Origin of the sequence: Oceanotoga sp. (genome assembly GCF_030445905.1) — a bacterium.
In the GTDB taxonomy this organism is placed as follows: domain Bacteria; phylum Thermotogota; class Thermotogae; order Petrotogales; family Petrotogaceae; genus Oceanotoga; species Oceanotoga teriensis.
The window spans coordinates 60,982-82,633 of record NZ_JASUSU010000003.1; the positions used below are offsets into that span (position 1 = coordinate 60,982).

Annotated in this window: 24 protein-coding genes; 7 read left to right on the top strand and 17 right to left on the bottom strand. The window is 27.0% G+C overall.

The window, feature by feature from the left end; translation table 11 throughout:
* Window positions 1–4: 4 nt before the first annotated feature.
* From PWP28_RS01465 to PWP28_RS01510, 10 genes are all read right to left on the bottom strand, one after another.
* Window positions 5–931, bottom strand: a complete 927-nt coding sequence (locus tag PWP28_RS01465; protein ID WP_109604661.1) for an ABC transporter permease — start codon at window positions 929–931, stop codon at window positions 5–7.
* The gene (locus PWP28_RS01470) at window positions 918–2,414 is read right to left on the bottom strand and encodes a sugar ABC transporter ATP-binding protein (RefSeq protein ID WP_308644113.1); all 1,497 of its coding nucleotides are present in this window, start codon (window positions 2,412–2,414) and stop codon (window positions 918–920) included. The genes PWP28_RS01465 and PWP28_RS01470 overlap by 14 nt, the downstream gene beginning before the upstream one ends.
* The gene (gene rbsD / locus PWP28_RS01475; protein WP_109604659.1) at window positions 2,414–2,806 is read right to left on the bottom strand and encodes a D-ribose pyranase; all 393 of its coding nucleotides are present in this window, start codon (window positions 2,804–2,806) and stop codon (window positions 2,414–2,416) included. Before rbsD ends, PWP28_RS01470 begins: the two co-directional genes overlap by 1 nt.
* A 9-nt stretch (window positions 2,807–2,815) precedes the next feature.
* A complete protein-coding gene (locus tag PWP28_RS01480) occupies window positions 2,816–3,793 on the bottom strand; it encodes a LacI family DNA-binding transcriptional regulator (RefSeq protein ID WP_109604658.1) in 978 nt (325 codons plus the stop codon).
* Window positions 3,794–4,069: 276 nt separating this feature from the next.
* Window positions 4,070–4,768: a Crp/Fnr family transcriptional regulator gene (locus PWP28_RS01485; RefSeq protein ID WP_308644114.1), complete on the bottom strand. Its 699-nt coding sequence runs from the start codon at window positions 4,766–4,768 to the stop codon at window positions 4,070–4,072.
* A 111-nt stretch (window positions 4,769–4,879) separates the two neighbouring features.
* Window positions 4,880–5,440 carry a TetR/AcrR family transcriptional regulator gene (locus tag PWP28_RS01490; RefSeq protein ID WP_308644115.1) on the bottom strand — a complete coding sequence of 187 codons (561 nt, stop codon included), beginning with the start codon at window positions 5,438–5,440 and terminating at the stop codon, window positions 4,880–4,882.
* 4 nt (window positions 5,441–5,444) lie between these two features.
* Window positions 5,445–6,236, bottom strand: a complete 792-nt coding sequence (locus PWP28_RS01495; RefSeq protein WP_158274812.1) for an alpha/beta fold hydrolase — start codon at window positions 6,234–6,236, stop codon at window positions 5,445–5,447.
* A 116-nt stretch (window positions 6,237–6,352) separates the two neighbouring features.
* Window positions 6,353–6,994, bottom strand: a complete 642-nt coding sequence (gene pcp / locus PWP28_RS01500) for a pyroglutamyl-peptidase I (RefSeq protein WP_308644116.1) — start codon at window positions 6,992–6,994, stop codon at window positions 6,353–6,355.
* A 17-nt stretch (window positions 6,995–7,011) separates the two neighbouring features.
* Window positions 7,012–7,929, bottom strand: a complete 918-nt coding sequence (locus PWP28_RS01505) for a DUF979 domain-containing protein (protein WP_109604653.1) — start codon at window positions 7,927–7,929, stop codon at window positions 7,012–7,014.
* A gap of 2 nt (window positions 7,930–7,931) precedes the next feature.
* The gene (locus PWP28_RS01510) at window positions 7,932–8,612 is read right to left on the bottom strand and encodes a DUF969 domain-containing protein (RefSeq protein WP_109604652.1); all 681 of its coding nucleotides are present in this window, start codon (window positions 8,610–8,612) and stop codon (window positions 7,932–7,934) included.
* Window positions 8,613–8,820: 208 nt separating this feature from the next.
* Between PWP28_RS01510 and PWP28_RS01515 the strand changes: the two genes are divergently transcribed.
* The 5 genes from PWP28_RS01515 (at window position 8,821) to PWP28_RS01535 (ending at window position 14,245) form a co-directional block, all read left to right on the top strand.
* Window positions 8,821–9,264: a MarR family winged helix-turn-helix transcriptional regulator gene (locus PWP28_RS01515; RefSeq protein ID WP_109604651.1), complete on the top strand. Its 444-nt coding sequence runs from the start codon at window positions 8,821–8,823 to the stop codon at window positions 9,262–9,264.
* Window positions 9,265–9,276: 12 nt separating this feature from the next.
* Window positions 9,277–10,647: an MATE family efflux transporter gene (locus PWP28_RS01520; protein WP_264149354.1), complete on the top strand. Its 1,371-nt coding sequence runs from the start codon at window positions 9,277–9,279 to the stop codon at window positions 10,645–10,647.
* Between the two features lie 97 nt (window positions 10,648–10,744).
* Window positions 10,745–11,593, top strand: coding sequence for a sulfide/dihydroorotate dehydrogenase-like FAD/NAD-binding protein (locus tag PWP28_RS01525; protein ID WP_109604649.1), 849 nt, complete (start codon window positions 10,745–10,747; stop codon window positions 11,591–11,593).
* Window positions 11,586–12,968 (top strand): NADPH-dependent glutamate synthase, encoded by a 1,383-nt coding sequence (gltA, locus tag PWP28_RS01530; protein ID WP_308644117.1) that lies wholly within the window; start codon window positions 11,586–11,588, stop codon window positions 12,966–12,968. The genes PWP28_RS01525 and gltA overlap by 8 nt, the downstream gene beginning before the upstream one ends.
* Before the next feature lie 134 nt (window positions 12,969–13,102).
* Entirely contained in the window at window positions 13,103–14,245 is a 1,143-nt protein-coding gene (locus tag PWP28_RS01535) for a hypothetical protein (RefSeq protein WP_308644118.1), read from the top strand.
* Window positions 14,246–14,248: 3 nt separating this feature from the next.
* Here the strand turns inward: PWP28_RS01535 and PWP28_RS01540 are convergent, their stop codons facing one another.
* The 7 genes from PWP28_RS01540 to PWP28_RS01570 all read right to left on the bottom strand — a co-directional run bounded on the left by PWP28_RS01540 (window position 14,249) and on the right by PWP28_RS01570 (window position 19,900).
* Complete coding sequence (locus PWP28_RS01540; RefSeq protein ID WP_308644119.1) at window positions 14,249–15,604, bottom strand: HAMP domain-containing sensor histidine kinase; 1,356 nt, start codon at window positions 15,602–15,604, stop codon at window positions 14,249–14,251.
* Window positions 15,586–16,254, bottom strand: coding sequence for a response regulator transcription factor (locus PWP28_RS01545; RefSeq protein ID WP_308644120.1), 669 nt, complete (start codon window positions 16,252–16,254; stop codon window positions 15,586–15,588). Before PWP28_RS01545 ends, PWP28_RS01540 begins: the two co-directional genes overlap by 19 nt.
* Window positions 16,255–16,270: 16 nt before the next feature.
* Window positions 16,271–17,008 carry a lantibiotic immunity ABC transporter MutG family permease subunit gene (locus PWP28_RS01550; protein ID WP_308644121.1) on the bottom strand — a complete coding sequence of 246 codons (738 nt, stop codon included), beginning with the start codon at window positions 17,006–17,008 and terminating at the stop codon, window positions 16,271–16,273.
* Window positions 17,009–17,740: a lantibiotic immunity ABC transporter MutE/EpiE family permease subunit gene (locus tag PWP28_RS01555; RefSeq protein WP_308644122.1), complete on the bottom strand. Its 732-nt coding sequence runs from the start codon at window positions 17,738–17,740 to the stop codon at window positions 17,009–17,011.
* A complete protein-coding gene (locus tag PWP28_RS01560) occupies window positions 17,734–18,444 on the bottom strand; it encodes a lantibiotic protection ABC transporter ATP-binding protein (RefSeq protein WP_308644123.1) in 711 nt (236 codons plus the stop codon). Before PWP28_RS01560 ends, PWP28_RS01555 begins: the two co-directional genes overlap by 7 nt.
* 130 nt (window positions 18,445–18,574) lie before the next feature.
* A complete protein-coding gene (locus tag PWP28_RS01565; protein ID WP_308644124.1) occupies window positions 18,575–18,913 on the bottom strand; it encodes a hypothetical protein in 339 nt (112 codons plus the stop codon).
* Window positions 18,914–18,934: 21 nt separating this feature from the next.
* Window positions 18,935–19,900: a DUF4097 family beta strand repeat-containing protein gene (locus tag PWP28_RS01570; protein WP_308644125.1), complete on the bottom strand. Its 966-nt coding sequence runs from the start codon at window positions 19,898–19,900 to the stop codon at window positions 18,935–18,937.
* A 178-nt stretch (window positions 19,901–20,078) separates the two neighbouring features.
* On the opposite strand from PWP28_RS01570, the gene PWP28_RS01575 reads away from it, so the two are divergent.
* Together PWP28_RS01575 and PWP28_RS01580 are read left to right on the top strand one after the other, a co-directional pair.
* Window positions 20,079–20,492: a response regulator gene (locus PWP28_RS01575; protein WP_369426063.1), complete on the top strand. Its 414-nt coding sequence runs from the start codon at window positions 20,079–20,081 to the stop codon at window positions 20,490–20,492.
* 17 nt (window positions 20,493–20,509) lie between these two features.
* The gene (locus tag PWP28_RS01580; RefSeq protein ID WP_109604644.1) at window positions 20,510–21,652 is read left to right on the top strand and encodes an HD domain-containing phosphohydrolase; all 1,143 of its coding nucleotides are present in this window, start codon (window positions 20,510–20,512) and stop codon (window positions 21,650–21,652) included.

The window sequence follows — 21,652 nt, forward strand, 5'->3', positions numbered from 1 at the left end:
TATATTAGTCTTCTTTTTCAAGAAGTACCGCTATTAGTATTATTACTCCTTTTACTGCATCTTGATAGAATGGAGATACGTTTAACAAATTCATTCCATTGTTTATGGTTCCGAGTAGCAGTGCTCCAAATAATGTTCCAAATACTCCGCCATATCCACCAGCTAATGAGGCTCCACCTAGTACAACGGTTGCTATCGCATCTAATTCATAACCTGTTCCAAATGTTGGTTGAGCAGAGTTTAGTCTTGCTGTAAGTATGATTGCACTGATTGCTGAAAATAATCCACTTATCATATATATTATTATTTTGTATTTGTCTACATTTACTCCAGATAGTTTTGTAGCTTCTTCATTTCCGCCTATTGAGTATGTATATAGTCCAAGTCTTGTTTTTTTGAGTATATAATAGGTTATGAAGAATACTATGAACATTATTATTATAGGCATTGGTATTCCAAGAAAGTCACCTCTGCCAAGAAATCTGAATCCTGAACTGAATCCTGATATCGGTATTCCTTCAGTGAATCCAAGGGTTAAACTTCTTGCTATTGCCATCATTGCGAGTGTTACTATGAATGGTTGTATTTTTCCTTTTGATATTATTATTCCATTTAATGCCCCTATTGCTGAACCAACTAATAAAGCAACTATTATTCCAAGTATTGGATTTCCAGCTTTTACAATACTTGCCATTATGACTGCACTTAATGCGAATGTTGATCCAACAGATAAGTCTATTCCACCAGTTAGTATTACAAGTGTCATTCCAAATCCAATTATTGATATTATCGATGTTTGTCTCAATATGTTTGTTATATTGTATATGCTTAAAAAGCTGTCAGATATTATGGATAGTATTATAAATATTCCTATAAAACCAACTAAAGCTGGATTTTTTCTTAAGAATGTTAAAATTTTATTTTTTGTCATTTTCTGTCAACCCCGTTCCTGCTTTTAGTATTTTTTCTGGATCCATATCTTTGGAGTTTATTATTCCAGATACTTTTCCTCTGTGCATCACCATAGTTCTATCGCATAGTCCAACTATTTCAGGAATTTCTGAAGATATTAGTATTACTACTATTCCCTGATTTGCAAGTTGATTTATGAGATTGTATACTTCTATTTTTGCACCAACATCGATTCCTCTTGTTGGTTCTACGAATATTGCAAGTTCAGGTTGTCTCATTAAGTATTTTGAGATTACTACTTTTTGTTGATTTCCACCAGATAATTTTTTTAATTTTTGTCTTTGATTAGGTGTTTTTATTCTGAATTTTTGAATTTCTTCTTGAGCTGTTTTTTCAGCTTTTTTCCAATTTATGGAGTATGAAGTTCCAAATTTTTTTATGTTTGGTAGTATTATGTTTTTTGTTATATCTAATCCTGGTATTATTCCTTGACTTTTTCTTTCTTCTGGAATTATTATTATTCCATTTTTTAACGCTTCTAAAGGATTTTTTAAATGTTTTATTTCTTTTGATTTTATGATCATTTTTTCAAATTTGTTTTTCATTATTCCAAAGAGTCCCATTGCAAGTTCTGATTTTCCACATCCAACAAGTCCCGTTATTCCAAATATTTCACCTTTTTGAATTTTGAAACTTAAGGGTTTTATATGATTTTCTACTTCAAAATTTTTTAGTTCAAATATTATTTCGTCTTCTATTTTATTGAATTTTGGATACATGTCTTTTACTTCTCTTCCAACCATCATTTTTATTAAAGTGTCTTTTTCATAGTTTTTTAGTTCACCAGATCCTATGAATTCTCCATCTCTTAATACTGTTACTTTGTCTGATATTTCATATACTTCATCCATTCTGTGAGTTATAAATATTATGGATATACCTTCTTTTTTTAGATCTTTCATTATTTTGAATAGTTTTTTTACTTCATGTTCTGTTATTGTTGCTGTTGGTTCATCCATCACTATTATTTTTGAATTGTATGATAATGCTTTAGCTATTTCTACGAGTTGTTTTTGGGATACATTTAAATTTTTTACTTTTTCTGAAGGGTCTATTTCAAAGCCAAGCATGTTTAAGTATTTTTTTGATTCTTGTATCATTTTTTTTATGTTTGTGTTGAATATGGTTCCTATTTTTTTGCCAAGAAATATATTTTCAGCTATGCTTAAGTTTTCGGCGAGCATAAGTTCTTGATGAATTATGGCTATACCTTTTTTTTGTGAGTCTAAAGGATTTTTGAAGTTCATTTTTTGATTTTCTAAGTATATTTCACCTGAAGTTGCCGTATATACACCACCAAGTATTTTTATTAATGTGCTTTTTCCAGCTCCGTTTTCTCCAAGTAATGAGTGTATTTCTCCTTTTTCGAGTTGAAAATCTACACTTTTTAATGCTTTTACACCTGAAAAATCTTTGCAGATTTTTTCCATTTTTAACAGCATTAGAATATTACTCCTGAGATTAACATTATATTTGAGTAAGGGCTGGCTTCTCCTGTTCTTATGAAGAATCTTGAATCTTTTGCATGTTTTTTAAATTCTTCATGTGTTAGTTCTTTTATGGTGGTTTTTATATTTTTTGTTATGTATTCATATTGTTCTTTGTTTTTTTCTTTTATTTCTGATGCTATTATTACTTGCTCTATTTCTAATTCTTTTAGAACTATTTGAAGCACCTCTTTGAAGGAGGGTTTCCCTTTGTCGAGTACTATATCGACATATTTTGATTCTTTTGGTATAGGATATCCCATATCAACTATTGTCAATATGTCGGTATGTCCCATTTTTGCAATTTCTGAGGATATTATTGAGTTGTATATTCCAGTTTTTTTCATCTTTTCACCTCATTTTCTTTTTAATACGCTGTTTCTTAGTATTAATTCGTTTTTGAACATTTTTATAGGGTTTTCTTTTACTTTTTTTTGTAATATTTGTATTACTATTTCTGAGGCCGTTCTTCCCATTTGATATATTGGTTGTTTTATGGTTGTCAATGGTGGGTTGAACATTGCACTGAATAGTATGTCATCATATCCTGTAACACTTACATCTTTTGGTACATTTATTTTTCTGTTTTTTAGACCTTGAATTATTCCATAGGCCATTAAATCGTTTGAGCATACTATTGCATCTGGTATTGTTTGAATTTTTTCTGCAATTCTTATTCCCGATTGGAATGTGTAATCAGCTTGTATTATTTGATTTTTTATTTTATGTTTTTTTGAAAAATCTGTAAATGCTCTGAGTCTTTCACTTGCTGAAAATATGTTTTCATCTCCGGAGATGAATATATATGTTTTATGATTGTTTTTTAGAAGATAATCGAGTAATGTAGTCATTCCTTGATAATTGTTTGATACTATGTATGATGAATTTGAGTTTTTTTCTATTCTGTCTATGTATATGATCGGAGTTTTTATTTTTTTGAATTTTTCAAGATTTCCAATACCAGCATATAGTATTGCATCTACTTTTTTTTCGAGTAGTAGTTTTACTATTTTTTCATCTTCTTTTTTATTATCTGAATTACATATTATTGTTGAATAGTTTTGTTCTCTTAGATAGTCTTCTGATCCTTTTACGAGCATAGAAAAAAATGGGTTTGATATATCTGGAATTATTATTCCTATTGTTTTTGTACTACCCATTCTCAAACTTCTTGCCAATGAATCTGGATAGTAGTTTAATTCTTTTATTGTTTTTATTATTATTTCTTTTGTTTCTTTTTTTACTGGTAATGTATCATTTAGTACTCTTGAAACTGTAGAGGTACTTACACCAGCTTTTTTAGCAATATCTTTTATTGTAATTTTTTTATCCATAAGTATTCATCCACCTTAATAATAATATACAAATATCATGCAATCGATTTCATAGAGGGATTAAAAAAATGAAAATACTCTATTGAATAGGTTTTTAAAGGATTGATTAATTTTAATAATGATATGCAATCGATTTCAGAATGTTTTCAAATTTATGTTATCATGATAATTTTTTGTTTTCTAAGTTATTTATATGTTATTGTGATTGATTATTTTTGTATAAGACTACTTATTTGCATTTATTTTATTTTTTCTTAGTTTTATTTGAAAATATTTTTACCATACTGTTTTGTATAGTTTCATGAGTTCTTTTGGATTTTCTATTTTTATATATTTACCATAATATGTTATTAAACCAAGTTTTTTTAGTTCATTTATCGATTTTGTTATGGTTATTCTTGATATTCCAAGTGCGTTTGCAATTTCTTGATGTGTGTATGGATATGGAATTATTTTGCTTTCTTGTGTACATTTTTGACCATGTTGTGCTATTAAAGCAATGAGAAAACCAGCTAATTTTCCAGTTGAGTCGTTTGATAATGAATTTACATAGTTTAAAGATATTATTCTAAATTTTCTTATTATTGAATGCATAAAACACCAGTATAATTCTTTGTCTGTGATTAACATTTCTTCTATTATTTTTCTGTTTACTGCGGATATTGATGAGTTTTCTTCTAATGATTTTACTATTCCAAAGGTTTTTTGATTATCAAAGAAATCCATTTCTCCAAATATTGTTCCAGCGTTTAATCTGTAAAAACTTATTTCCTTTCCTTCAGGAGAGTATACGAGTTTTTTGAAATAACCATTTGTTACTATGTATATGTGATTTGAGTCGCATATTTCAACTATTTGATTTTTTGAGTAATTTTTTTGTTTGCCAAGAGGGGCTATATAATTTAATAATTTATCCGTCATTTTTTCTTGTAATTTTTTACTGAACATTTTGTTGAACATATCAGCTTCTTTCATATTTTTCCCTCCATAGAATATTTTTTTTATTATACCATTTATTTTGTTTTTAAATAAAAAAATTAATCGAGCTAATTGATAAGCTCGATTAGATAATTTTTATATTTTAGTTTATATTTTTTTTAATATATTAATATATTTCATTAGTTGTGATATATAGGATTCTTTTTCGATTATATTTTTTATATATAGTTCATTTAAACCTTTTAGAGTCCAAAATATGATATTAGATTTTTCTGTTGATATATTGCATTTTTTTATGATATCAAAAAAATATGTATTTGATGTTTTGATAATATTTTCATGTATTATTTTTTCTTCTTTGCATGAAGGATATAAAATTATTTTTTCAAATAATGAGTATATTTTTGGGTTTTCTTTGTAAAAATCATATTCCCATATTGCATATGTTATGAGATCATCATATATATTATTTCCTTTAAATGAGGGCATATTTTTTAGTATTTTTTCAGTAGAAATATTTATTATATATTCAAATAATTCAAATTTTGAATCTATATATTTATACATGCCTCCTTTAGATATATCAACTTTTTTTATAATTGTATTTAAGGATGTATTTTTATAGCCATTTTTGGAGAATTCTTCAATAGAGATTTTTATAATTTTGTTTTGTTTTTCTTCTGATATATTATAAAAGGCTTTTTTCATTTGATTACTCCTTAAAAAAATTTATTATTGTATTTTCATAATTTTGTTTTTCTTCTGCCATTAATGCATGTCCGTATTCTGATTGGTATAATAAAGAGTTTTTTATTTCGGAGTTCATAAAAATAGCTTCTTTATTTCCTACTATTTTATCATTTTTTCCCCCTATTATTAAAGTAGGAGTATTTATTTTATGTATTATGTTTTCAGTATTATGATTTATACAGGCATTGATTTGTATTAAAAATCTTTCATAGTTTATATTGAATTTTAATAGTTTCATTAAAGGAAAGTATTTTCTTTGTTTTTTTAGTTCATTTTCTGTATATGAATATTCAGAAGAACTTTTCATGAGTTCATAACCGTTTTTTTCTTGAGCAAGTTTTTTCCAATAATTACATATATATTTTAATGTATCATATTTTCCAGTGAAAGTAACGGCTAAACATAATTTTTTTAATTTTTTTGGATGATTTATTGCAAAATATTGTGCTATTGCACCACCCATAGATGTACCTAATAGATTGAAATGATTTATATTTAATTTTTCTATAAAATTATTTAAATCATTTGCCATGTCTAAGGTACTATAATTTTTAGGCATATTTCTCTTTCTTGAAATTATATAGACTTTGAAATTTTTTTTGAATTTTTTTAATGAGTGAGAAAATATTAAACCTTTTCCTTTAACTGAAGAAAATCCATCATCGAGTCCAGGAATCATTATTAATATATTATCTCCTTTTCCAAAAGTTAAATAATCAAAAATATCATTTTTTATTTTTAATACTTTACTCATTTTATCCCTCCTTATAGAGACCGTATGGTCTCTATAAAAGTATATCATAAAAATATGATATTTCAAAATTATTTATATAATAAAAAAACCCCCTTTAAGGGGGCATTTGGATGATATTAATGGAGTTTTCCTCCAATTGTTTTTATATCATCTTTATACTTTATAGCGGCTTTTACTGCTGAGGTTAAGCCTATTATTATATCATTTAAGTTCATGTATGGTGTATTTCTTTTATCAATAACTTGTTCATTTATAAAAGGTACATGTATGAATCCACCTTTTATGTTTGGATATTTTTTGTTTATTAAATATAATAATGAGTACATTATGTGATTACATACGAATGTTCCCGCTGTGTTTGATATTGAAGCTGGAATATTTTGTAATTTTATTTCTTTGACCATTGCTTTTATTGGAAGAGTTGAAAAATATGCTGGATCACCATCTTCGAATATTTTTTGATCTATTGGTTGATTTCCTTCATTGTCTTTTATTCTTGCATCATCTATATTTATTGCAACTCTTTCAGGGGTTATTTCAAATCTTCCTCCAGCTTGTCCTATACATATCACTATATCAGGATTATGAATTTTTATATTTTCTTCGAGTTTTTGATAAGATTTTTTGAATACTGTAGGTATTTCTATTTTTATTATTTCTGAGTTTTCTATTTCATCTGGAAGTCTTTTTACAGCTTCATAAGCAGGGTTTATTTTTTCTCCACCAAATGGATCAAAACCTGTTATTAATACTTTCATTTTTTCATCTCCTTTTTTTAGAAAGCCCAATAATACATTAATAGTATATGAGTTATTAATAATGCTATTGCAATAGGAAATTGAGAGATTATAACTCTATTTTTATTTTTTGTTTGTAATATTGCTGCTGGAACTATATTGAAGTTTGCTGCCATTGGTGTCATCAATGTTCCACAATATCCTGCAGTTAGAGCTAATGATCCTGCAATTGCAGGGTTTGCACCTTGTGAATATACAAATGGTATTCCTATTCCAGCTGTTATTACTGCAAATGCGGCGAATGCATTTCCCATTATCATTGTGAATATAGCCATTCCAAGGCAGTAGGCTATTACTCCACCAAGTATGTTTCCTTGTTGTACAAAATTTCCTATTCCATCAGATATTACAGTTCCTACTCCGGCTTTTGTGAATAATGCACCAAGTGCTGTTAATAATTGTGGAAGTATGCTTGCAGCTCCTATCTGTAATAATAATCTTGAGCTATCGTATGTAAATTCTTTTGGTTTTGCTTTTGTTATAAAGAATGAGATTATTGTAGCAGCTAATGCACCAAATCCAAGACCAACTAAACCACCAAGTGAAGGTATTCCTTGGGCAACAGCAAAGGCTATTATTCCTATTGTTAAAGCAGGTATGAATATTTTTCCCCCAATTAATTTTGATGATTTTTCTCTGAATTCTTCTGTTGAGTTTATGAGTGAACCAAAAGTTACTCTTTTGGTTGCCGTTAATATACCCATTATTAGTATTAGTATTCCAACTATCCATGAGGGTATATATTTTCCAGCTATAAATATAAATCCAAATATTGACCAGAATAATGCAGTTTCTAATCTATGAGGGTGTTTTTTATCTTTTAAACTGTAAAAAGCCGCTGTTATTGATATTAGTCCAGATATTATATAAAATATTTCTAATAATGTATTTTTCATTTTTATTTACCTCCATTTTTTTTGGATAGTTTTTTTTGTATTTTTTTATCCAAAATATAATGTTGTATTACTCCGTATAAGAAAGCAAATATTGCTATTGGTATAGAAGCTTTTGCAACATCAAGAGGTTTTATTTCTATTCCTTGTTCTTGTAGAGTTGCAACTATTAGTAATACTCCACCTGCTGCAACGAATACATTTTGGCCAAAAAAGTTTCCAAGATTTTCTGCCATTGCGGAGAATCCTTTTATTTCGTCTTCTGTTTTTTCATCGATATCACCATAATTTTTTTCTGCAGCACCATATGCCATTGGATTTACAAGAGGTCTTATAAATTGTACATGACCACCAAGTCTTAATGAAAGAGCTGCTGCGAGTTCTCTTATTAATAAGTATATTGTTAAAACTCTTCCAGTTGTAACTGATTTCATATTTTTTATCATGTCTGCAGCCTTTTCTCTTAAACCATATCTTTCAAGTACCCCTATTACAGGAAGGGTTAAAAGAAATAATGACATATATCTCGTATCTATGAAGGTTTGACCTATTATACTTAATATTTCCATAATGCTAAGTCCACCTGTTAAACCAGTTATAACTCCAGCAACAAGAACTACGGCTATTGTATCTAATTTTAATATGAATCCTATGATTATTATCGCTACCCCAATCAGCGAAAGCATGTTGTTCCCTCCTTTTTTAGTGATTACGTTAATTTTGAGTTAGTATATTATTACAAATTATACCTCAATATTTTTTTATTTTTTGTAAAGTAGACTACAATGTTTTTTATTTTTTAACATAAAATTAGTTGCAATCGCAACTAATTTTGTGTATAATTTTTAAATAGTTGTAATCGCAACTATTTTGGCTTGTACGGAGGGATTTTTTATGGATGATTTGAAATATATAGGGAGAAGATTGTCCTGTTTATCGAGAAATTCACATCATGTTTTTTTGGATATAATAGGTAAATACAATCTTGGAAAGGGACAGATTCATTTTTTAATTTATTTGGTTAGAGAAGAGGATGGATTGACTCAAGAAGATTTGAGTCGGATATTGGAAATAGATAAATCTAATACTGCAAGAGCTATTAAGAAACTTATGAAAGAGGGTTATGTTGTTAAGAAGGTTGATGATAAAGATAAGAGAAAGAATAGAATTTATGTTACTGAGAAAGCCATTAAATATGAAAAACTCATCAGAAAAGAGATAATTGCATGGGAAAATGCTATAACTAAAGGAATTTCTGATGATGATATTGAAAAATTTTTGAATACTTTGGATATTATGATAAACAATATTTTAGAACTTAATAAGAGTGATACATGAGGAGTGTTTTTTATGACAGATAGAGAAAAGATGATGGAGAATGAATCTATTGGAAAGCTTCTTTTGAAGCTTTCCTTGCCAGCTACAATTGCTATGATGGTTCAGGCTCTTTATAATTTTGTTGATACTATTTTTATTGGTAGAGGAGTTGGAACTTTAGGAATTGCAGCTATTTCAATAGGATTTCCTATTCAAATGGTTGTTATGGCTTTTGGGCAGATGATAGGTATTGGTGGAGCTTCTATTATTTCGAGAAGTCTTGGAGCAAAAGATAAGGATAAAGCAGAGCTTACTTTTGGAAATATGGTTTCTACAGGTATTGCTATGGGTTTGATTATAACTATTTTTGGAAGTTTGTTTTTGGATCAGCTTTTATCTTTATTTGGAGCAACTGAAACTATTTTACCTTATGCTAAAGATTATATGCAAGTCATAATATATGGTAGTGTATTTTTTGTTTTGGGTATGATTTTTAATAATACCGTAAGAGCAGAAGGTGCTGCTAATATTTCTATGTTTAGTTTATTGATTTCTGCTGGTATGAATATTATTCTCGATCCTATTTTTATTTTTACTTTTGATATGGGTATAAGAGGAGCAGCTCTTGCAACTGTTATTTCTCAAATTATTGGTTTTAGTTTTTTACTTTTGTATTATCTTACAAATAAAGGTATTTTGAATTTTAATTTTAATCCGTTTAAATGGAATTTTAAGATCATTATCGAGACTTTTGCTATAGGTTCTTCTGCTTTTGCAAGACAGGTTGCAGGAAGTGTCATGGCAATAGTTTTGAATAATTTGTTAGCTGTTTATGGTGGAGATTTGTCTATAGCTATTTATGGAGTTATAAATAGACTTATAATGTTTACTTTGATGCCACTTTTTGGTGTTGCTCAAGGTTATTTACCTATTTCAGGCTTTAATTATGGTGCTAAGAAATTTGATAGGGTTAAAGAGGTCATGAGCCTTTCTATGATTGTTACGAGTATTTTTTCTACAACTGGATTTATTATTTTACAGTTTTTTCCACATTTTTTAATAGGAATTTTTAGTAAGGATTTGGAACTTATTTCTCAAGGAGCTCCAGCTTTGAGAATAGCTTCAGCTTGTATATGGGTAGTTGGATTTCAAGTTATAGGTTCATCACTGTTTCAGGCTATTGGTAAAGCTGGACCAGCATTGATTTTATCTATGTCAAGACAAATTTTAATTTTTATTCCTATGGCATTTTTAATGTCCAATTTATTTGGACTTTTAGGTATTTGGTTATCATTTCCAATTTCAGACGGTCTTTCAGCTCTTATAACACTTTATTTTGTGTTGAAAGAGAATAAGATAATGAAAACTAAAATAGCTAATGATCCAGTGTATTCTGAAAAATAATTTTTTTGTTATCATACCTTAACAGGGTATTATTTAATATATTTTTTTCCTGTGATATATTTTGTTTGATTGGATTTTTTTTGCAGGAGGAGTTTATATGTTTAAAATTTTATCTAATGAAATGATTGCTGAAAATATTTATAAAATGGATATTTTAGCACCAAGGGTTGCTAAATCAGCTAAGCCTGGGCAGTTTATCATTGTTAGAGTTGATGATAAAGGTGAAAGAGTACCTTTGACTATTTCAGATTTTGATTCTGAAAGAGGTTCTGTTCAGATTGTTGTTCAGGCTTTAGGTCATTCTACTAAGAAATTGGTTTCTCTTGGTTCTGGAGAGTTTGTAAAGGATTTTGCAGGACCTTTGGGAAATGCCTCAGATTTTATTTCTGAAGATTTTGAATTATTGAGAAATAAAAAAGTAGTTTTTGTTGGTGGTGGAGTTGGAGCGGCTCCAGTTTATCCACAAGTGAAATTTTTTTCTGATTTAGGTATTTGTACAGATGTTGTTTTAGGCTTTAAAAATGAAAATTTTGTTATTTTAAAGAATGAGTTTGAGAGTCTTAATGCCAATGTTCATTTTTGTACAGATGATGGTAGTTTTGGATTTAAAGGACTTGTTACTGATAAACTTGAAGAACTTATTAAGTCTAAAAATATTGATATTGTTGTGACAATTGGACCGATGATTATGATGAAGTTTGTTGCTGAACTTACAAAAAAATATGATATTAAAACTATAGCAAGTCTTAATACTTTGATGGTCGATGGTACTGGTATGTGCGGCGGATGTAGAGTTTCAGTTAATGATGAAATTAAGTTTACTTGTGTGGATGGGCCAGAGTTTGATGCACATTTGGTAGATTTTGACGAGGCTATGAGTAGACAATCTACTTATAAGGAAGAGGAAAATCATAAATGTAGATTGGATGGTGATTTGAATGTCTAAGATTGATAGAGTACCAGTTAGAGAACAGTCACCAGATATTAGAAGATCTAATTTTGAAGAGGTTTCTTTTGGTTATAATGAAGAGGAAGCTGTTTTAGAAGCATCGAGATGTCTGAATTGTAAAAGACCTATGTGTGTTTCTAAATGTCCTGTTTCTATAGATATTCCAGGTTTTATAAGTTTTGTCAAAGAGAGAAATTTTGATAAAGCTTATGAGATTTTGAGTAAATATACTTCTTTACCAGCTGTTTGTGGAAGGGTTTGCCCACAAGAGGTTCAGTGTGAGAGTAAATGTGTTTTGGGTATTAGAGGTGAACCTGTTGCCATTGGAAAACTCGAAAGATTTGTAGCTGATTGGGCTCTTGAGAATAATTTTAAAGTTGATTCTGATATAGTTTTCAATGGTCATAAGGTTGCTGTTATAGGGAGTGGTCCTTCTGGATTAACATGTGCTGGAGATCTTGCAAAACTTGGTTATGAAGTTACAATTTTTGAAGCACTTCATGAAGCAGGAGGAGTTTTGACTTATGGAATTCCTGAATTTAGACTTCCAAAAGATAAGGTTGTTAAGCCTGAAGTTGATAAACTTAAAGATCTTGGAGTTAAAATAGAAACTAATGTTATTGTTGGTAGAACTGTTACTATAGATGAACTTATTTCTGAAGAAGGTTTTGAAGCAGTTTATATTGGTTCAGGTGCAGGATTACCGAGATTTATGAATATTCCTGGTGAGAATGCAAAAGGAGTTTTTTCTGCCAATGAGTTTTTGACTAGAGCTAATCTTATGAAGGCTTATAGAGATGATTATGATACGCCTATAAAGCCTGGTAAAAGGACAGCTGTTGTTGGTGGAGGAAATGTGGCTATGGATGCTGCAAGAACGGCTTTGAGACTTGGAAGTGAAGTTTATATTGTTTATAGAAGAAGTGAAGAGGAACTTCCTGCAAGACGTGAAGAGGTTCATCATGCAAAAGAAGAAGGAATTAATTTTGAACTTTTGACTAATCCTGTTGAAATTTTATCTGATGAGAATGGTTGGGTTAAAGGTATTAGATGTATCAGAATGGAGTTGGGAGAAGCGGATTCTTCAGGTAGAAGAAGGCCTGTACCAATAGAGGGTTCTGAGTTTGTTATAGATGTTGATTCTGTTATTATGTCTATAGGTACTACACCAAATCCTTTGATATCTTCTACTACATCGGATATTGAGACAAATAAAAAAGGATGTATTATTGCAGATGATGATGGAAGAACATCTAAGAATAAAGTTTTTGCTGGCGGAGATATTGTTACTGGTGCAGCTACTGTTATTTTAGCTATGGGTGCTGGTAAGAGTGCTGCAAAAGCTATTGATGATATGATAAAAAATAAATAATAAATAATTAATATAGTGAACTGTTGGAATTTTTATTTTTAATTCCAACAGTTTTTTATTTTTAGTATAAAGGTGTATAATTTATTAAAAGTTTTGAAAAAATTTTATATAATTAGTAAAAAAGGGGGGAAAATATGAGTACACATCATGGAGGTCCAGTAATTTTAAAACCTATTGATGAAATTGCTAAATATATAAAAAAATTGATACCAGCAAATATACCTGAAAATTACTCTATAAATCCTATGTTTAAGGATATTGCAAATGAAAAAAGTATAAGAGAAGGTATTATTGCTTACAGGAATTTTTTATATTTATTTTGTGATCATTTAAATTCAGATGGGCATTTATATTTTAGTTTGAAAAAGAAACCAGTTAATGAAACAGATTATCCATTTTTGTATGAAATAACAGATCTTTTATCTAATATTGGTTATCATAGTAAATTATCAGATAATAATAATTCATTATTGGTAACTGAATTACCATCATTTATCGCAGTTATTGATGATAATGGAAATAAAATCAAGCCTAAGAATTCTGGAACTAAGTTGATTAAGTGTTTGAGGTTTTTGGAATTTTGTGGTTTTGTTTTTAATGGCATTGACTTAAAAGAAAAAAAGGTTAATATCTCAGATTTAGAGTTTTTAGAAGTATCATATCCAAAAAATCCTATTTTATTAACGGGATTAAAAATCATGTCTATTGCAGATATAGAATTGCGAAAAAAGAGGTATAAGCATGATTTTAATCATGATAATCTTTTAATTTGTGATTATAGATTAATAAAAACGGAAGATACTGATGTAATAGATATTTTGAAAGATTTTTTATATTCATTGCCTGAAAAAGTTCAAGAGATGTCTTTGAAGTTACATAGACATTGTATAGATATGGGAATGGTTTGTGTACCTATAATATCTATATTTGAAGTTCATTTTGCTTATTCTTATATAAAGAATAAAAATAGGAAATTATCTGTAAAAGATATATATCAAATGCGAATGTGGGAGTTTGCTTTATCTGTCAGACATGATTATTGTTTAGTTGTAAGATCTAAAAAAACAGATAAATATTTAGATGTAATTGAAAAATTTCCTTCAGTTTTGCAGAAAAAAATTGAAAAGGGATATGGTTGTGATAGAAAATTATATAATGAACCTTGTCAACGAGGATGTCAGGGATTTCGTTTTTCTTTGGATGATTCAATATTAAATATTGGTGATAGTATTGAAGTATGGCTTGATAATGAATTTTCGACTTATTTTAAAAAATGATTATTATATTGGAATTTCAATTGTGACTTTTGCACCATTGTTTGAATTTTCTAATATTAGATTCCCTTTGTGAAGATTTGTTATCATAGTTGCCGTATATAGTCCTATTCCATAATGGCCTTTTGCACTTCTACTTTTATTTTCCATATAAAATTTAGTTTTTGCGTATTTTAAAGCTTCTTTTGAGAATCCCTTGCCATTATCTATTATTATAAATTTTAAAGTATTTTCTTTTTTTTCTATATTTAATTGTATAGTAGTATTTGCTGGTGAATTATTTATAGCATTATCTAATATGTTTATTATTGCTCTGTAAAGAAGAGATTCATTTGCTTTAAATTGTATTGGGATGTTTTTTTTGTTTAGTATTATTTTTATATTTTTTACTTTTGTCAATGCTTTGGTTTTTAAGTATAGATTTTCTATAAATTTTAAAGAGTTTATTTTTTTGAAATCTATGTTTATATTTTTTTCATTTTTCGTTATGTTTAATAGTGTTTTTACATAAGATTCTATTTCTTTTGAACTTTCTAATATAGCGTTTATGTATTCTTCAAAATTTTTTTCTTGACTAATTTCTTTTAATAGTTCTGAATTTCCTCTTATTATTGTTAAGGGGGTTTTTATATCATGGCTTAGCATTGATATTTGATCATTTTTTAGTTGTTCTGTTGACCATTGCTTTTCTAAAGATTCTTTTAAATTATTTTTCATATTTTCTATAGAATCTATTATATTGTTGAATTCTTTTATTTTTGAATATTTTATTTTGAAATCTAGATTTTTTTGTTTTATTTTTTCTGTTGATTCTATGAGTGGCTTTAGTTCTTTTTTTAGATATTTAGCAAAAATCATAGATATGAGTATTATGAGTATTATTGTTTTTAGTATTATTATTATTAGAATTATTCTATCTGGGTTTGGTAGGTATTTGTTGAGTTTTTCATTTGCATAGTTTGGTTGAATATAGAATTGTATTATTAATAATTCATCTTTTCTTTTTATTAATTTATAATTTTTCTTTTTTCCCGTGTTTGTTATTTCTCCTTTAGCATATTTAATTGCTTCTTTTATTTCTTGTTCTTTCATGTTTCCTTCTTTTGGAGTTAAATCTTTTTTTAGAATTATATATGAACTGTATTTTGGTAACATTTGCTGTTGAATTTTTGGAATTTTTGATAGAATTTCTATGTTTTTATTTATTATATTTTCTGTATAGTTTGCGGGTAGTATTATTTCAGCATTTATTAATAAGTTGTATATTAAGAAGGGTATTATTACAGATATACATATTATTAGGAATGATATTATTAAATATATTAAGAATATTGATTTTAAGCTTATTGTTCTTTTTTCCATTTGTATCCTATCCCCCAAACAGTTTCAATTGGATCTATTTTAAATTTTTTTAGTTTAGCTCTTATATTTTTTATGTGTTCTGCTATTGTTGATAATTCACTTTCTCCTTCATAACCATATATTTTTTCATATATTTGTTCTTTTGAGAATACTTGGCCTTTATTTTTTGAAAGGAATTCACATATGTAGTATTCACTTTTTGTAAATGGAATTTTTTTATTATTTATTAGTATTTCTTTGCCTAATAGATCAAAACATAGTCCATTATTTTGGATTGTATAGTTTTTTTCGCGTGTTTCTCTTCTTAAATGGGCTTTTATTCTTGCTCTTAACTCATTTACTCCAAATGGTTTTGTTATATAGTCATCTGCTCCTATGTTTAATCCATATATTATGTCATTTTCCATAGTTTTTGCAGTTAGAAATATTATTGGATTATCGAATACAGTTCTTATTTTTTTACATAAAGTAAATCCATCTATTTCTGGCATCATTATATCTAATAAGATGAGATCATATTTTTTTAGATTTTTAAAATCAATCTTTTCTGGATTGCTTTTTAGTGTGATTGTATGTGAGTCTATTTGCAGTGCTTTTTGTATTAATTTTAGTATTCTTATTTCATCGTCTATAACTAGTATTTTTGCCATTTTTTATTCTCCAATTTTATTCATATGATTTTTTTCCTTCCCATTTATTGAACCAGCAAAGGGTTATAATTATTGATATTAATGTTGATATTAGAATTATTATTATACTAGTTTTTATGTTTGGGATTATATTTGTATTGTTTGTTTTTATTGTTGTTTTAAATATTATATAATCACAGAATCTCATTGCCCATGACCAAGGCATTATATGCCATATTTTGTCTCCAAGTCCTGTTTGCATTAGAGCTGATATTAGCATTCCTATTATTCCAATACCTATTGAACTTGCTTTTCCAAATTTTAAACTTATCATTAGATGTAAATTGTATAAGAATATATTTGCTGTAAATATTGATAATACTATTTTTATATAAAAAATTGTATTGAATTGTTTAAATCCAATTGCAAAGATTCCTAAGGCTAAAATTATTGATAATATAGATAGTATTAGTAGTGTTATTAATTTGCTGGTATATGATATATATTTTAATTTATTTATACAGAACATATTTTGAAAATTTCCTGCTTTTTCTTCTTGTTCTGTGATTATTCCTGTTATTATACCTATTAATAATGGAAATAATATAGTTATTATTTGTATATATATTGTTATTTTTGTGTTTGTATTAAGATTCGAGAATGAATAATATGATAAAAATGTTAAAGCCCCCAATATTGGAATTATTATATGAATATATATTATAGGAGTTTTTTTTAGTTTAAAAAAGTCAGATTTTATATTTTTTAAAAGCATTTATTTTGCCTCCTGTGTTTTGAACCAATTTGAGGTTATAAATGTTAAAATTATTAATATTAAAGTTGATAATATTATTGTTATTGGTATTGAAATAGGATTTGCTAATGGATTTCCTTTTTGTAGAGGTGTCCCATTTGGATTTATTTTTAAGAAAGCAGCCATTGAACGTGATGTTAATGTATATGGTGATAAGAACCATAATTTTGAATCCACTATTAATATATTAAGAAAAAAACCAAGTCCAAAGTTTATTAGCAATGTTCCTGCAACTTTTATTTTTTTGTATAAGAACATTGAAAATGGTATTTGCCATGATATTGTTATTATCATAATTATTGAGGCTATTAATCCTTGTGTGATTGATATATTTATCGGTAATTTTAATATATATCCTGTTATTTTTATGAGTGTTATAAGTATTATATGAGATATTAATAAATATTCTATTATTAATATTATTTTTGTTATCCATATTTTTTTAAGGTTTATATTTAATGAATATATAGCTCTATAAGAAAGTTTTTTTTCTTCTTTTTGAATTACTAATGTTGTCATCAAAGTTAGTGTTCCAGGTAATATTATTATATACCAAAAGTTGTAACTGTTTATTTCAAACCATATTGGTGATAATAATGCTATTAATATTGTTATTATTGGATTTAATATTATTAGTTTTTTTATGATGGTTCTTTTATATTTTAAATTTTCTGCTTTTAAATATTTTAACATTTTAATATCTCCTCAGAATTTTTTATTACATTCATAAATATTTTTTCTAAGTTTTCATCAGGATTTATTTTTTTGTCATATTTTAATTGACCATTGTTTATTATTCCTATGTATTGAGCTATTTGTTCTATTTCTGTTAGAATATGACTTGATATTATTACTGTTATACCTTTTGATGGGAATGTTTTTATTAAGTCTCTTAATTCTTGAATTCCTAACGGATCAAGTCCATTTGTTGGTTCATCTAATATTAATAATTTTGGTTTGTTTAGGAGTGCTAAAGCTATTCCTAATCTTTGTTTCATTCCCATTGAGAATTGTGAAGCTTTCTTTTTTTCTGTATTTTTTAGTTTAACTATTTCTAATACTTCATTGATTCTTTTTTCTGATATATTTAATAATGTTGTTCTTACTTTTAGATTTTCTTTTGCGGTTAAGTTTTCATATAAAGGAGGATTTTCTATTAAAGATCCTATGTTTTTAAGATCTTCTCTACTCCACTTTTTATCATTAAATATTATTTCTCCAGATGTTGGATTTAGTATTCCAGTTAACATTTTTAAAAATGTCGATTTACCTGCACCATTTGGTCCAAGTAAACCATAAATTGTATTTTCTTTTACGGATATTGAGATGTTTTTTACTATTTTTTGTTTTTTGAAAGATTTGCATAGATTATTTGTTTTTAATATGTATTTTTCCATTTGTTTTACCTCCGATATTTTTTGAAGTTTTCAAATGGATTATAATAATAAAGTTTAAGGATTTTATAAGGATAAAAAACACCTTTTTGATTTTTTATCAAAAAGGTGTTTTTTGTGATATTTTAAAATTTTATTGTATATATTTTTTTAGTATTGATTTTAAAGTTTTATTATTTGAGTTTATTATTTGATTATATATTGTATTTCCTTTAGAGTTTTTAAGATAAGGGTCTGCTCCATTTTTTAAAAGGTATTCAAATATTTCACAATTTTCCATTATGAGCGAAGTTTCTAAAGGAAGTCTTTGATTTGAATCTCTTTTGTTTAGGTCTATGCCATTTTTTATCATTATAGTTATTTCTTTTTTATCATTTGAAATTATTTTTTGATTTAGTATATCTATTTGATTTTCTGATAAAGCAATTATTCCAACAATAAATAATAATAACAATATAAAATATTTTTTCATGAGAAATCCCCCTTAATCATTTTATTTTAAAATTATATCTCCCGTAGTTGTTCTTATTTCTATAGTTTTTTGTCCATTGCCATATTCGAATTGTTTTTCAAAGTTTCCATAAGGTGTTTTTATATCTCCAATAGAAGTATTTATTCTTATTTTATACTGGTTTAGATCTAAATTATTTATCATTATTTCTCCAATTGTTGTAGATAATTCTATGGTTTCTGGATTATTGTTTAGGTCTATGTATATGCTTCCTGTTGTTGTATTTATCTTTAATTTATTTGTGTTTGAATTCTTTACTTTTATTTCTCCAATTGAAGTTCTTAAGTTCATTATATCTGCTTGTGTATTTTCTATTTCTTGATTGCCAGTTGTTGTTTTTGTGTATAATTTTTTAGTTTTTGTATTTGATATTTCTTGTTCTCCTGTTGAACTTTCTAGGTCTATTATTTCTGAATTTGTTCTTTCAATTTCGATGTCTCCTGTAGAACTTTTTAATTCTATTTCTTTATAAGTTGTTTCATATAGTTCTTGATCTCCTGTACTTGTTTTTATTTTTATATATTCTCCATTTGAATCGTATATTTCAATATCTCCTGTACTTGTGTCTATATCAGTTTTATAAGAGTATATATTTTTTATTGTTATATCTGATGTTGCTCCTTTTATATCCATATATTCTTGATCATAATAGGTATTTATTATAAATTCATTTTTTGGTGTATAGAAGTTAAAGAATTGTGCTCTTTTGCTTTCTATTAGATTGAATTTATTGTTTGATACATAATAATCATATTCTATTTTATCATTATCTTCATAACTGTAGAATAATTTATTATTATTTGATCCTATTATTTCTAAATCTGCTATTCCAAGATCTACTCTGATTTTTTCAAATTTTTCTAAGTTTAATTCTCCAGTTATCATTTTACTGCTATTACCTATTATTGCAATTATAGCTATTAATGAAATCATTATAATTTTTTTCATTTTTTCACCTCCAGCTTTATTTTAGTATGTATTAATTTTTTTTGCAAATGCTTTTTGATGAAAAGGCTTTTTTGAATAATTATCTGTCATTTTATGATATTTTCAAATATAATATTTTTATATATTTAAAAATTATTAATAATATGTTATAATTTAAAATGATATAAAGGAGGCGAATATGTTGAACTCTAAAAAACCCATTTTGCTTGTTGAAGATGATAGAATAGATGCTATGAGTGTAAAAAGATCTCTTCAAGAGCTTAAGATTGTTAATGATTTAATAATAAGAAATAATGGTGAAGAAGCATTGAAATATCTTCTTGATTCCGAAAATGAAATTCCTTGTATTATATTACTTGATTTGAATATGCCAAAGATGAATGGTATTGATTTTCTTAGTGAGAGAATAAAATATGATAATTTAAAATTAATACCAACTGTTGTTTTAACTACTTCAAGGGAAGAACAGGACAGAGTTAATTCTTTTTCTTTGGGAGTTTCTGGATTTATGATAAAACCTGTGGATTATAAACAGTTTGTTGATGTTATTAAAACCATAGATTTATATTGGAGTCTCAGCGAACTTCCCTGATTTAAGGGGGTTATAATATGAATTCTTTGAAGATTCTTTTTGTAGAAGATAATATAATAGATTTGAAATCTTTTAAAAGATTTATTGAAAGAAGCAATTTTAAGTATATTGTTGATTTTTCTATGAGTTATGATGATGTTGTTGATAAGCTTAAGTATAATGAATATGTTGCAATAGTTACAGATTTTAATCTTGGTATTAATACGGCTTTTGATTTTTTTGATTTTGTTGATGATATCCCAATAATAATTGTTACTGGAGCTGGTAATGAGGAAATAGCTGTACAAGCTATGAAAAAAGGTGCTTATGATTATGTAATCAAAGATATGGACTATAATTATTTTAAAACTATTGAAATAACCATAGAAAATGCGATTAAAAATAAACAGAATGAAACTGAACTTGAAAATTATAAAAAACATCTTGAATCACTTGTACTTGAGAGAACTAATAATCTTATAGAGGAAATTCATGAGAGAAAAAAAATAGAAGAATCTTTAAGAATTTTACAGGAAAATTTTAAAGATGCAAAAAATGCATTGATTCTTTCTTTAGCAGAGCTTACCGAATCTCGCGATTATGAGACGGGTCTTCATCTTATTAGAATTAGAGAGTATTGTAAACATCTTTCTATTCTTCTTTCAAAAAATTCTAAATTTAAAAGTATTATAGATACAATTTTTATAGAGGATATTTATGAATCAAGTATTTTGCATGATATTGGTAAGGTTGGTATTCCTGATTCTATTTTGCTTAAACCGGGTAAACTTACTGATGAAGAGTTTGAAGTTATAAAAACTCATACTTTGATAGGGGCACATACTCTTGAAAAAGTTATTTCTAAGTATCCTGATTTTACTTCTTTGAAAATGGCTTATGATATTGCTAAGAGTCATCATGAGAAGTGGAATGGAAGAGGATATCCAGAAAAACTTTGTAAAGAAGATATACCTTTGAGTGCAAGAATTGTTAGTTTTGCAGATGTTTTTGATGCTCTTACAAGTAAAAGGATTTATAAACCTGCATTTACTTATGAAAAAACTTTTGAAATAATGAAAGAAGATGAAGGCGAAGCTTTTGATCCTTATATTTTCAAGGTTTTTGAAGAAAATTACGATGATTTTGTTAAGATAAAAGAATTCTATAATTCAGAGGAATGA